General features: G+C 68.4%; 12 protein-coding genes. 3 read left to right on the top strand and 9 right to left on the bottom strand.

The genetic code is table 11. The annotated features are described in order from the left end of the window. Positions 1 to 33: 33 nt before the first annotated feature. Positions 34 to 1,506 carry a transcriptional regulator gene (locus B0I29_RS12155; RefSeq protein ID WP_111649013.1) on the top strand — a complete coding sequence of 491 codons (1,473 nt, stop codon included), beginning with the start codon at positions 34 to 36 and terminating at the stop codon, positions 1,504 to 1,506. 63 nt (positions 1,507 to 1,569) lie between these two features. On the opposite strand, the gene B0I29_RS12150 is transcribed toward B0I29_RS12155, so the two are convergent. From B0I29_RS12150 to glpK (B0I29_RS12110), 9 genes are all read right to left on the bottom strand, one after another. Further along, positions 1,570 to 1,965 (bottom strand): hypothetical protein, encoded by a 396-nt coding sequence (locus B0I29_RS12150; protein ID WP_245972458.1) that lies wholly within the window; start codon positions 1,963 to 1,965, stop codon positions 1,570 to 1,572. Next, complete coding sequence (locus B0I29_RS45700) at positions 1,962 to 2,921, bottom strand: hypothetical protein (protein WP_181557776.1); 960 nt, start codon at positions 2,919 to 2,921, stop codon at positions 1,962 to 1,964. Before B0I29_RS45700 ends, B0I29_RS12150 begins: the two co-directional genes overlap by 4 nt. 76 nt (positions 2,922 to 2,997) lie before the next feature. Further along, positions 2,998 to 3,285 (bottom strand): hypothetical protein, encoded by a 288-nt coding sequence (locus tag B0I29_RS12140; RefSeq protein WP_111649012.1) that lies wholly within the window; start codon positions 3,283 to 3,285, stop codon positions 2,998 to 3,000. Next, positions 3,282 to 4,382: a hypothetical protein gene (locus B0I29_RS12135; protein ID WP_111649011.1), complete on the bottom strand. Its 1,101-nt coding sequence runs from the start codon at positions 4,380 to 4,382 to the stop codon at positions 3,282 to 3,284. Before B0I29_RS12135 ends, B0I29_RS12140 begins: the two co-directional genes overlap by 4 nt. Beyond that, complete coding sequence (locus B0I29_RS12130; RefSeq protein ID WP_111649010.1) at positions 4,382 to 4,675, bottom strand: type VII secretion target; 294 nt, start codon at positions 4,673 to 4,675, stop codon at positions 4,382 to 4,384. Before B0I29_RS12130 ends, B0I29_RS12135 begins: the two co-directional genes overlap by 1 nt. Then, positions 4,672 to 5,046, bottom strand: coding sequence for a YbaB/EbfC family nucleoid-associated protein (locus B0I29_RS12125; RefSeq protein ID WP_111649009.1), 375 nt, complete (start codon positions 5,044 to 5,046; stop codon positions 4,672 to 4,674). Before B0I29_RS12125 ends, B0I29_RS12130 begins: the two co-directional genes overlap by 4 nt. A 1-nt stretch (position 5,047) precedes the next feature. Further along, on the bottom strand, positions 5,048 to 6,049 hold the full coding sequence (locus B0I29_RS45695; protein ID WP_181557775.1) for a hypothetical protein: 1,002 nt from the start codon (positions 6,047 to 6,049) through the stop codon (positions 5,048 to 5,050). A gap of 178 nt (positions 6,050 to 6,227) precedes the next feature. After that, positions 6,228 to 7,940 carry a glycerol-3-phosphate dehydrogenase/oxidase gene (locus tag B0I29_RS12115; RefSeq protein ID WP_111649008.1) on the bottom strand — a complete coding sequence of 571 codons (1,713 nt, stop codon included), beginning with the start codon at positions 7,938 to 7,940 and terminating at the stop codon, positions 6,228 to 6,230. A gap of 22 nt (positions 7,941 to 7,962) precedes the next feature. After that, a complete protein-coding gene (gene glpK, locus B0I29_RS12110) occupies positions 7,963 to 9,441 on the bottom strand; it encodes a glycerol kinase GlpK (protein WP_111649007.1) in 1,479 nt (492 codons plus the stop codon). Between the two features lie 87 nt (positions 9,442 to 9,528). On the opposite strand from glpK (B0I29_RS12110), the gene B0I29_RS12105 reads away from it, so the two are divergent. Both B0I29_RS12105 and glpK (B0I29_RS12100) read left to right on the top strand, forming a co-directional pair. Then, positions 9,529 to 10,278: an IclR family transcriptional regulator gene (locus B0I29_RS12105; RefSeq protein WP_111649176.1), complete on the top strand. Its 750-nt coding sequence runs from the start codon at positions 9,529 to 9,531 to the stop codon at positions 10,276 to 10,278. Beyond that, positions 10,275 to 11,735 carry a glycerol kinase GlpK gene (gene glpK / locus B0I29_RS12100; RefSeq protein WP_111649006.1) on the top strand — a complete coding sequence of 487 codons (1,461 nt, stop codon included), beginning with the start codon at positions 10,275 to 10,277 and terminating at the stop codon, positions 11,733 to 11,735. Before B0I29_RS12105 ends, glpK (B0I29_RS12100) begins: the two co-directional genes overlap by 4 nt. The last annotated feature ends 56 nt before the right edge of the window (positions 11,736 to 11,791 follow it).

Below are 11,791 nucleotides of genomic sequence, written 5' to 3'. Positions count from 1 at the left end.
GCGCTGACCTGCGGATGTGACAGCGTTCCCGGCGTGACGGACGAGCGGGTAGATCTCTTCTGGGCGTTTGTCGCTGTCGCGCGACGGGCGAAAAGCGCCGAGGCCTATGCGACGGCGATATCGATCTATCGGGATGGTTCGTTTGGTGAAGATTCCGAGGATGAGTTCTTTCTGCTCGTCGAGGAGTATGCGGGGCTGCTGGAGGCTGCCGGGGATTTGAGTGGGGCGGCGGGGGCTGTGCGGTTGCTCATCGATGCTTCTGCTGCTTCCTCTTCTGCTTCTGCTTCTTTGGATTCGCAGGCCTGGCTGGCCCGGATCGCTGTGCTTGCCGAGGGTGGTGAACGGGCGGCCGGGCTGTGGGAACAGGTCGGTGATCTGCGGGTGCGAGCGGGTGATCCGGGCGGGGCATTGAGCGCTTTTGATCAGGCGTTGGAGTCGGTTTCGCGTACCCAAGAAGGCCGGATCCATCGCAAATGCGCGAGTGCGTGGTTGTCGCAGCATGACGTGGATGAGGCGGAGCCTCATCTCGCGGCTGCGGCGGCGCTCGGTCCGGATCCCGCTGAGAGTGGGCGGTTGCTGGGTGTGCGGGCGAATCTCGCTGTTGAGCTCGGTGATTTCGGCGGGGCGCAGGAGCTTGCTGTGCGGGCGCAGGAGGTTGCTCTAACGCACGGCGACGCTGAGGGCGCCTGGGTTTCCGGGGAGACGCTTTCGCTCATCGCGCATCTGCGGGGTGAATGGCGTCCTGAACTGCACGAATTGCCTCACGTGTGGGATTACAACCACTGCCTCAGCCAGTCGCGTCTTTACGAGGTCGAGGATGCGCGGCGTCTCTTGGCCGCCGGCCTTGGCGCTGTCCCGGGGCAGGCTTTTGCCTGGTGTCTGCTGGGGGAGTCGCTTCTGCTGCGTGCCGAGTGGGACGAGGCGGCGGTTTGTCTGGAGCGCAGTTGCGATCTGTATGAGTCGCTATCCGTTTCTTTCACTCGCGGATCGGTGGCGTTGCCCTGGTTGCGTCGCGCTGAACTTGCCGCCTGCGTCGGGGAACATGCCGAGGCTTTGGCTCATCTTGAGCGGGCCACCGTGATCGCTGAGGAAACCCCGATGCCACGGCACGCTTGGGCGCGGCTGCACGCGACCGCCGCCCTCGCGGCGATGGAACGCGGCTCACCCTCGGAGGCGATCCGATCGGTACGCGCGGTGCAGAGCGCAGCGGCCCGGCACGGCGAGTGCTTGTCCTGCAGCGCACTGGTGAACCCGATCGGCGCGCAGGCGTATGCGCTGGTCGGGGCGGTGGACAGTGCCCAGGCCCTGGCGGTTTCGGCGGAGCGGGTCGCGGGGTCGTTCGCTGGCTCGGGGTGGAGCGCGATGGCTGACTCGGCGGCTGGGTGGGCACTGTCGGCGGCGGGGGATGGGGTGGGCGCACGGGTCCGGTTCCGGTCGGCGGCCGAGGGTTATGCGGAAGCGGGCCAGAGGTTCTGGGCAGCCCGGTCAGCAAAGAACGCCGAGTAACCGCACCGGCCACCCGGAAGCGTGTCGAGTTGAGGCGCGGATTGCGCCTGAAGTCGACACGTTTCAGGGGGTGGTGGGGTGGGCGTTCTCGATGCGGTCGCTGCGGAGGTGCAGGAGCAGGTCGCGCTGTTCGGACTCGGGCAGGGCGGCGAAAGCGCGGTATGCCACCTGCCGAGCGTGCGGAGTTGCCGCGGCCAGCAACGCGACGATTGCGGCCCCGGCCATGGAGACGAGATGGAACCGGTCCTCGCGAAGCACGGGCAGGTAGGTCAGCTCACCGAGGACCGTCGCGGCATCGTCGTCGGACACCGCCCGGTCGCCGAGTGCGTAGACCGCTTTGCCGCGGAACGGGCTGCCCGCGCGGACCAGCTCGGCGAGTTCCGCATTGCTCATCTCGCGTACCGGCGGCTCGGGCAACCGGGGCGGCACCGGCATGCCGGGCGGAATCGAAAACGTCATGGCATCTCCTCGAAAATCCGCCGGTACTCCTCGGCGACCAGTTCTTTGAGTTTGGCGACGGACTCGTGGTCGCCGATCGATTCCGCGTACCGAATCTCTTGGTCGTAGGCGCGAGCCTCGCCGGCGTATCGCACTTCCCGGCTCTCGAACCAGCCTCGCATGCCGGCCCACCCGACATCCCGGTCGTCACGCAGGTGCTGCATCTCGTGCAGCAACGCCCCATAGGACGCCTCCGGGTCGAGGACCATGACGCCGGGCTGTCCAGGCGACGGACTCGGGCCGTAGGCCAGACCGCCGGACCGGAAACTCACCTCTACGCCGGCCTCCTCCGCCTCCCGGATCGCGGCGTCCCACTGCTCCGGATGAGTTTGGCGTGCGGGTCCCCAGCGCGCCAGCGGATCAGCCTCCGAGTGGCGTAGGTACTGACGGTGCTGAGGTTGGAACGGATCCGCCTTCGCCTGGGCCTTGCTGCCGCTGGTCAGCTTGGTCAGGGCCCCGATCAGCCTGTCGAGCAGGGGGTGCAGGCGGCGGAGGCTGGACAGTAGGCCTCGGATGAACTGCTGGATTCGGTTTGTCCATTTGAGGACCAGCGCTGACACCTGGCCTACCACCGCGGGTGTGGCTATGCCCAGCGTCAGGCCCTCCATGGCCAGCCACTGCGGCAGGCGGACCGCCAGGGTGGCCACGAACTCGGCGATCAAGTCGCGGACGATGCCTCGGACCAGGGCTACCAGCAGGCCGGCGCCCTCCACCGCGTACGAGATGCCGCGTGCCGCTGTCGCCAGACCGTCCAGGGTCTCCAGGTGGAGGCGGGCGTGTTCCCGGTACGCGTCGCCGGCCGCGCCGAACCAGCTGGTCACCTCGGCTATGTCGGCGAAGTCGCCCACCAGACCGAGCCCGGTGTGCCAGGTCGTCGAGTCCTGAGCCTGAGCCACCAGGGGATTCGGGTACGTCACGGCTCGCCGGCCTCCCTCCGGATAGTGTCCTATCCGGAGAAAAACCGGCCCGCGGAAGCCGGTTCAGCAGCGCTGGTCAGACGGCGAGCCGGAAGTTCGGGATCTTGGGTACGCGCTCTTCCTCGGGCAGCCGGATGTCCTGGACAACCGCGCCATCGGGAATGTGCGTGCGGGAGATGCCGATGCCCTGCAAGCAGTTGTCGCACCAGAACTGTGCGTATCCGACCGCTCGATCGAGGTTGCCGGTGAAGACGAGACGGAGGCATTGGTGCCCGCAGTTGGGGCAGGCGAGGTCGACCGGCCCGGGCACCGCATCACAAGCGGCGCGGAAGGTGTCCCACCATTGCTCGGATGTTGCCATCATCGACCTCTCGGCTCAGGCCGGATCGGCTGGTTGTCCCACCACTCGTCCTCGTGAGCATATGCGCGATCCTCGGAAGCCCGGAACTCCGCGCGATCCCGTGGGTAGGGAATTCCTGAGGCGAGCTCGTCGGCGTGGAACTTCTCGTGGGCGAGCGTCCTGGCCAGGTCTTCTTCACTGTGAAAAGCGCGCGGGTAGAGGTGAATGGATCCATCCGCGAACGTCCGGCCGAAGGCGACCCGCTCCTGCACGGTCCCTAGTGAGATCTTCAGATCCGAGATGTCGATGCCGTATTTCGCGGCGATCTCGTGGGCGACGCTCATGCGCCGGAAGAGTCGTGGTCCCTCGCCTCTCTTCTGCACCCGGTTGAGGACGTCGGCAGGCGCCTTGTCGGTGAGGAGGGATTTGATCTCGGTGATTCGGGTGGTCAGGGTTTGGGTGGTTGGGGTCAGGTTGCGCAGGCTTCGGATCAGGGCTTGCAGGAACCCGGCGATCCGGGCGCCCCATGAACTGATCGCCGCGGTGACCTGGCCTACCACCACCGGGGTTGCCAGGCCCAGGGTGAAGGCTGCCTCGGCTGCGTACACCACCAGGCGGGACACCAGGAAGGCGATCGCGTCCCGCACCAGCAGCCGGACTGCCGCTATCAGTGCCCCGGCGCCTTCGATCAGCTCGGCCAAGGTCTGGGCCGCGGCGGCCAGGGCGAAGACCGCCTGCTGGTCGCTCTCCGAGCGGATTCGATACGCCGTGGCCGCTGGACTGTCCCACTCGGACAGATCCAGGCGGACTGACCACCCCACTTGGTCGGCCTGCGTGCGCAGGCCTGCGGCTATCTCGCGCCAGCTTTGCGCGGACGCAGATATCTGTACGGGATTGCCGGCCAGCTGATCCAACACCGCGGTCAGGGGCCGGACGTGCTCGATCAGCCAGGCGACGCCTGATTGCAGCAGCATGCCGACCGGGTCCGCGATGTAGGCGAGCGCATCGAGGCTCGCGCCGGTCACGCCGAGCGTGCCGTCGATCCAGCTGCCATTCCGGACGCCGTCGGCGAGCAGCTCGATGTCCTCGGCGATCCCGATGCCGGCTACTGCTGACGTCATCACGTCCTGCCGTGCAGCTCTGCGGCGGCCACGTCGTCGGTGCGTCGGTATTCGTCTGCCGCCTGGCGGATCGCGGTGGCGCTCGTGCCCACCGCGCGGACCGCCTCGCCGATCGCCTCGGCCAGTGGTGCCCTGACCTGTTCGAGGAGAATGGGCACTATGACGCAGAGATGACCGTAGGCGTCGGGCGTCATGGAGGTGTCATCTCCGGCTATCCGGGCGCGGGACAGCCCGTCGGTCACGTCGTCCAGGTGGGCGGAGTGCCGCCACAGCTCCTCCGGCGTGACCTTCATCGCCGGGTCTCCAGGCGATCGGTGAAGGCCGTCAGCAGCACCCGGCCCTCGGCCGTCTCGTCGTCGCCGTTCGCCCGGGCCACCAGCACCGCCTGCCTGGCCAGCTCGGCTCGGGCCGCCTCGGACGCGGTCAGGATCTGTTCGGCTATCCAGCGGGCGGAGTGGCGGCGTACCTCGTCGGAGAGGTAAAGATCTGTCAGGGCGCCCGCGCTGTCCACGGTGGCCTCGACCAGGCCTCCGGCTGACTGGGCGGATCCGGTCAGGGCGTGCAGTCTTGTGGACAGGGCTCGGGTGCGGGCCAGGCGTTCCTCCAGGCCGGCCTGCCAGTCGCCGACCCAGCGGTCGGCGTCGTCCAGGGCGAAGTCGGACATGTCACGAGGTCTGGGTGAGGATGTCGTTGGCGATCTTCTGGACCTCGGCGCGCTGTTTCTCCGGGGCGGTCGCGGCGACCGCCACCTGCCACTTGCCGGCGAAGAAGTGGTCCATCTCCATCTCGTACTTCCCGTTGCCGGACGACTCCAGGAAATTCGTGGCGTTGCCGGCCGCCTTCGGTGTCGCGCTGAACCAGTCCTTCGTCAGACGGGCCATCGACTCTTCGCCGCAGGGCTGGGTGCAGGTCCGCAGCATCACGCCGACGCGTTTCTCGCCGCTGGGGTCGGATTCGTCGACGCAGATGTACGCCTTGGCGCCGGTCAGCTCGACCTTGGCGCCGAGGCAGCCCCAGCTCGCCGGGGTACGGAAGGCGAACGGCCAACCGGTGAACCGCATCGTGGCCGTCTTGTCGGACGCTGCGAAGGTGGCGCCGGCGACGTCCCGCACGGCTGCGCCTTCCGTCAAGTCCGGCTGCGAGCCGGAAGTGGACCCCGGCAGGGAGGGGAGCTTCGGGATCGTCCGGGCCGGCGTCGGTGTCCAGGCCGGGACGGTCCGGGTCTCGGCGGAGGCGGCGACGATCGCGTTGCCGACCGCGCAGAACGCCATCAGCACGACCAGCGCCAGCAGGACGATCGTGGCGATCATGCCGGGGTATTTCTGCGGCGGGGCGCCGAGTGCGCCGCGCATGTAGGCGATCATCGGCGCGCGGTACTCCAGCGCGGCGGTCTGGCCGGGCAGCACGACGACGTCGAGGTCGGCCTTGCCGATCCGGCGCGGCAGAAGGTACGGAACATGCACGTGCACGTGGTGCCGCCCGGGCGCGACCGGCATCACGATCGGCCGTTTCCAGCCCGCCCGCACCGGCTGCCCGTCAACGGCGAGGACCGGCGTGAACAGCCCGAGCAGCATCGCGAGCGGCGAGTACCGCAGCGTCACCGCAAGAGCGGCGTGCTGCTGATGACCGGGCTGTTGATAGAGCGGAGGAGCGGAACTGGCGGGCACATACGGCTGCCATTGCTGGTTGTATATAGCGAACCCTCTCGAAGGCGGAGGTGCATCCTGCCTGGAGAAACAGCAACGCTATGCGGTCAGTTCAGTACCCAGAGGCATTGAACGTCATCGGTGGAGAGGGGGTATAGAAAGAGCCCGCCGGGCACGAGACCCGGCGGGCTGAACGAACTCAGGCAGCCGAAGCGGCGAGCGGCACACCCCGCCGGGCGGCGTCCGCGCCCTGGTCGTCGAGCTGTTCCTGGGCGGCCAGCTCGGCCACGACCACTGCTTCGTACCGGGCGATCTCGCGCTCGGTCTCCTCATCGGACCAGCCCAGGGCTTCCGCGATGAGCTTCGCGGTGGTCCGGGCCGCGGCGACGCCGCGGTCCGCGGTTTCCATCGAGATCCGGGTACGCCGGGACAACACGTCCTCAAGGTGCCGAGCACCCTCATGGGTGACCGCGTAGACGACCTCGGCGGCCAGGTAGTCGGTGGCGCCGTCGAGCGGCCGTCCGAGCGCCGGGTCCGCTTCGATCAGGGCGAGGACCTCGTCGGTCAGCGTGCCGTACCGGCGGAGCAGGTGTTCGACGCGGGAGACGTGCAGGCCGGCGCGGCGGGCCAGCTGGGCGCGGCGGTTCCAGGCGGCCCGGTACCCCTCGGCGCCGAGCAGCGGCACCTGGTCGGTGCAGGAGGCCGGCACCCGGGTGTTGAGGTCGGCGACGGCGGCGTCGACCGCGTCCTTCGCCATCACCCGGTACGTCGTGTACTTGCCGCCGGCCACGATGACCATGCCGGGGACCGGCTTGCCGACGGCGTGCTCGCGGGACAGCTTCGCGGTGGTGGAGGCCTCGGCGGACAGCAGCGGGCGCAGTCCGGCGTAGACACCCTGCACGTCGTCGCGGGTCAGCGGGGTGGCGAGCGCCTTGTTGACCTCGTCGAGCAGGTAGTCGACGTCGCGACCGGACGCCGCCGGGTCAGCCTTGTCGAGGTCCCACGGTGTGTCAGTGGTGCCGATGATCCAGTGGCGGTCCCACGGGATTACGAACAGCACGCTGGTTTCCGTACGCAAGATCATGCCGGCCTTGGCAGCGATCTTGTCGCGCGGCACCACCAGGTGGATCCCCTTGCTCGCGGTGATCTTGAACTGCCCCCGCTCGCCGGTGAGCATCGCCTGGCTGTCGCCGGTCCACACACCTGTCGCGTTGATGACGCTGCGAGCCCGCACCTCGAACTCGGCACCCGTCTCCAGGTCACGCGCCTGCACACCGACAACCCGGCGGCCCTCACGCAGGAAACCGATCACTTCGGTACGGGACGCGACATGCGCGCCGTAAGCGGCAGCGGTCCGGGCCAGGAACATGGTGTGCCGGGCGTCGTCGACCTGAGCGTCGTAGTACCGGATCGCGCCGATGAGCGTCTCAGGCCGCAGCGCCGGGAACGACTTGAGCGCCTGGGCGCGGGACAGGTGCCGGTGCCGGGGGAGGCCGGCGCTACCACCGGAGAGAGCGAGGGTGTCGTAGAGCGCGATGCCGGCGCCGATGTAGAACCGCTCCCAGGCGCGGTGCTGGAGCGGGTAGAGGAACGCCACCGGGCGGACCAGGTGCGGCGCGAGCTTTCCGATCAGCAGGCCACGCTCCCGCAGGGCCTCGCGGACCAGCGAGAAGTCGAGCATCTCCAGGTAGCGCAGGCCGCCGTGGATCAGCTTGCTGGACCGGCTGGAGGTGCCGCTCGCGAAGTCGCGGGCTTCGAGCAGGCCGACCGAGAGCCCTCGGGTGGCGGCGTCGAGGGCCGCACCGGAGCCCACCACGCCGGCGCCGATGACCAGTACGTCGAGTTCGTCACCGGAGGACAGGGCGGCCAGGGCGGCGGCGCGAGCTTTCGGCGAGATCATTCCGGTGTTCATTGCTACCCCATTCAAGTGGTGATCAGCCGACGCTGACCCAGCCGAGGGTTCGGTCGATGGCCGCCTTCCAGCGGGTGATTCCTTCGTCGCGCCGCTCCGGCGACCAGGACGGCTGCCATCGCCTGTCCTCGTGCCAGTTGGCGCGCAGGTCGTCGACGGAGTGCCAGAAACCGACGGCGAGCCCGGCCGCGTACGCGGCTCCGAGCGCCGTGGTCTCGGCGACGGCGGGCCGGCTGACCGGCACACCGAGGATGTCGGCCTGAAGTTGCATGCAGAGCGCGTTCGCGGTCACGCCGCCGTCCACCTGGAGGCAGTCCAACGTGGTTCCGGAGTCCTGCGCCATCGCCTCGACGACGTCGCGGGTCTGGTAACAGATCGCTTCGAGCGCGGCCCGGGTGATGTGCGCGGCGGTGTGGAACCGGGACAGCCCGACGATGGCGGCCCGGGCATCCGGCCGCCAGTACGGCGCGTACAGGCCGGAGAACGCGGGCACGAAGCAGACGCCGGCGCTGTCGTCGACCGAGGCGGCAAGGGTTTCGCTCTCGGCCGCCGAGTCGAGGACGCCGAGCTGGTCACGCAGCCATTGGATGGCGGCGCCGGCCGCGGCGATCGAGCCTTCGAGGGCGTACGTGGCCGGGGCGTCGCCGAACCGGTAGCCGACCGTGGTGATCAGGCCGTGGCTGGACCGGACCGGGGTGCTGCCGGTGTTCATCAGCAGGAAGCCGCCGGTGCCGTACGTGCACTTGGCCTCGCCGGGGGCGAAGCAGGTCTGGCCGAACAGGGCGGCCTGCTGGTCGCCGATGGCGGCGGCGATCGGCACGCCGGGCAGGACGGTGTCCGCGGTCCCGTACACCTCGGCCGAGGACCGGATCGACGGCAGCATCTCCCGGGGAATTCCGAAGAGCCGCAGCAGGTCCGGGTCCCAGTCGAGGGTCTCCAGGTTCATCAGCATCGTGCGGCTGGCGTTTGTCACGTCGGTCAGATGCCGGCCGCCGGTCAGGTTCCAGATGAGCCAGCTGTCCATCGTGCCGAACAGCACCTCGCCCCGGGAAGCCCGGTCGCGCAGGCCGTCGACGTTCTCCAGCAGCCACTGGATCTTGGTCGCGGAGAAGTAGGTCGCCGGCGGCAGCCCGGTCTTCTCCCGGATCAGATCGGCGTCGAGTTTGGCGACCAGCGCGTCGGTGCGGGTGTCCTGCCAGACGATGACGTTGTGGCAGGGCTCGCCGGTCTCCCGATCCCAGACCAGCACGCTCTCCCGCTGGTTCGTGATGCCGATCGCGGCCAGGTCGGCGGCGACCAGGCCGGCGCCGGACAGCGCCACACCGATCGTCTTGAGGGTGTTCTCCCAGATCTCGGTCGCGTCGTGCTCGACCCGTCCGGCAGCCGGCAGGATCTGCCGGTGTTCGAGCTGGTGGCGGGCGATCTCCCGGCCGGCCCGGTCGAAAATCATGAAGCGTGTGCTGGTGGTGCCTTGATCGATCGCGCCGACGAAGTGCGCCACAGTACCCCCCTGATCGCCCTCTTCAGAGCTGCGACGTTATGGAGCGGATCAGGCGGCGGCAACGCGATCCGTGCGACAATGTCGCACGTGCCGGGCCTGATCCAGTCCATCGAGCGGTCGTCGGCCGTGCTCCGGCTGCTCGCCGCCGACCGGCTGCGGGTCGGCGAGGTCGCCGAGGCTCTCGACCTGCCCAAGTCGACAGCGCACAGCATCCTGCGCACCCTCGAACACGTCGGTTTCGTCGAGCAGGACCCGCGCACCACCCGCTATCGCCTCGGCCGTGGCGTGCTCGACCTCGGCTCCGCCGGTTTCGACGTCAACGAGCTGCGCGGCCGTGCGCTGAACTGGGCGGACGCACTCGCCGCACGCAGCGGCCAGGAGGTGCGCATCGGCGTGCTCCGCGATCGCCAGGTGCTCGTCGTGCACCACGTGTTCCGGCCGGACGATTCGGCGCAGTCGATGGACACCGGGCGGCTGCTCCCGGCGCATGCCACGGCTCTCGGCAAGACGCTGCTCGCCTATCACCCGACGGTGGCATCCGCCGTGGCACGGGAGGGCTTTGACGCGTACACAAGAAGGACCTTGACCAATCGGCAGGATCTGGCCCGGCAATTGGGTGAGACCCGCGCGCGGGGGTGGGGTCTCGCGGTGGAGGAATGGCGTGCGGGGCAGGCCGCGATCGCGGCGCCGCTGAGGACGAGTGGCGGTCTCGTGGTCGGAGCGATCGGGATCGCGGGGCCGGTGGAGACGGTGTGTGACACGCGGCGGCAGGCGCGGCAGGCGCTGGTCGAGCATGTGGTGGGCGGGGCACGGTCGATCTCCAGGGATCTGGCATGAGCGATCGCTATGTGCTCGCCATTGATCAGGGGACGACGTCGACGCGGTGCATTCTCTTTGATCGGAAAGCGACAGTTGTCTCGGTGGTTCGTGGTGAGCATCCGCAGTCCTATCCGAAGCCGGGGTGGGTGGAGCATGACGCGGCGCGGATCTGGCGGGATGTGCAGCGGCTGATCGGGCGTGCGCTGCGTGAGGGCGGCGTGGTGATGAACCAGGTCGCGGCTATCGGGATCGCCAATCAGCGGGAGACGGTGGTGCTGTGGGATCGGGATTCCGGGCAGCCGGTGGCGCCGGCGATCTCGTGGCAGGACGTGCGGACTGAGGAGCTGGTTGCTCGGGTTGATTCGACCCTTGTGCGAGATAAGACCGGTTTGACGCCGGCTACCTACTTCTCGGCTACCAAGATTCAGTGGTTGCTGGAGAAGCACGGGCTGCGGGAGCGGGCCTCGCGCGGTGAGGTGCTGTTCGGGACGATGGACAGCTGGTTGATCTGGAATCTGACGGGTGGGTCGCATCTGACCGATGTGACGAATGCGAGCCGGACGATGCTGATGGACCTGGCGACGTTGGATTGGGATCTTTCGCTTTTATCGGCGTTTGATATCCCGCGAGAGATGTTGCCGTCGATCCGGTCATCCGCCGAAATCTACGGACATTTTGAGGGTGTGCCGATCGCCGCTGCCATCGGTGATCAGCAGGCCGCGCTGTTCGGGCAGACGTGTTTCGATCCGGGCGAGGCCAAGTGCACCTATGGCACCGGCGGCTTCCTGCTGATGAACACCGGCACCACACCGGTCCGGTCCAGCCACGGCCTGATCACCACGGTGGGTTATCGGATCGGCGATGAGCCGGTCGTCTACGCGCTCGAAGGCTCGATCGCCACCGCCGGGTCGCTGGTGCAGTGGTTCCGTGACGGACTCGAGCTGATCAGCACCGCCTCGGAGATCGAGACCCTCGCGGCGACCGTTTCCGACAACGGCGGCTGTTACATCGTTCCGGCGTTCTCCGGGCTGTTCGCTCCCCATTGGCGCAGCGAGGCCCGGGGCGTGATCGTGGGCCTGACCTCGTACATCACCAAGGCGCACCTGGCCCGCGCGGTTCTCGAAGCGACCGCCTGGCAGACCCGCGACGTGGTCGACGCGATGAACGCCGACTCCGGTCTCGCGCTGACCGCCCTCAGCGTCGACGGCGGCATGACGGCCGACAATCTTCTGATGCAGTTTGTCGCGGACTTTCTGGGTGTTCCGGTGGTCCGGCCGATGGTTGCCGAGACGGTGTCGCTGGGTGCGGCCTATGCGGCCGGGCTGGCTGTCGGGTACTGGTCCGATCTGCGGGATCTTCGGGCCAACCGGCATCGGGCGGGCCGGTGGGTGCCTGCTCTCGATTCACCGAAGCGGGCCGCGGAGCATGCGAACTGGCGCCGAGCGGTGGAGTGCGCGGTCTTCTTCAGTCGCTGAGGTCGTTGAACTTCGTTGACGCCTTAACGCGGAGTTTGAAGTTCTTCGATAGGTTC

The sequence above is a fragment of the Actinoplanes lutulentus genome, from assembly GCF_003259845.1.
Lineage (GTDB): Bacteria > Actinomycetota > Actinomycetes > Mycobacteriales > Micromonosporaceae > Actinoplanes > Actinoplanes lutulentus.
This window is presented reverse-complemented; position numbering and strand designations above follow the sequence as displayed.